Here is a 449-nt window from a genome sequence, read left to right on the forward strand (position 1 = left end):
CGCAGGTAGAGCGCGGCCAGCCCGGCCAGGAAGATCAGCGTGGACAGCGCGGAGACGATGGTTGCGCCGAGGGTCCAGGGGCGGTAGCGGGCGCCGTCCGAGTAGGCGGTCTGGAGCGTGGACAGCTCGCCGCGCAGGGCCTCGTTGTCGTTGAAGATCTGCTGCTGGGCGCGCTTGGCGGCGATCAGGCCCGGCAGGTTCTGGAGAATCGTCTGCGTGGTCTTCTGCACGGCCTCGAAGCGCTGCGAGAGCTGCTGGAGGTAGCTGCGCGTCTCGGCGTCGGTGGCGGCGGTCAGGCGCAGGGCGTCCGAGCCGTTCATCAGGCCGTCCAGCGTTTCGCGGAAGGTGTTGGTGTCCTTGCCGAGCAGGAACGCGGTCTCGGGGTTGACGCCTTCGCCGGAGAGGAACTCGTTCAGGTTCTTACCCAGGCGCTGGGTCAGCATCACGAG

The 449-nt window shown here is 68.2% G+C and carries 1 protein-coding gene; it reads right to left on the minus strand.

Going from position 1 to position 449, the window contains the following annotated elements; all coding sequences use genetic code 11:
• The coding region (locus AC1DMY_RS20970) for a type IV pili methyl-accepting chemotaxis transducer N-terminal domain-containing protein (RefSeq protein ID WP_477166771.1) at nt 1-449 on the minus strand (449 nt) is incomplete at both ends.

Source organism: Dyella sp. 01L423, assembly GCF_056399945.1.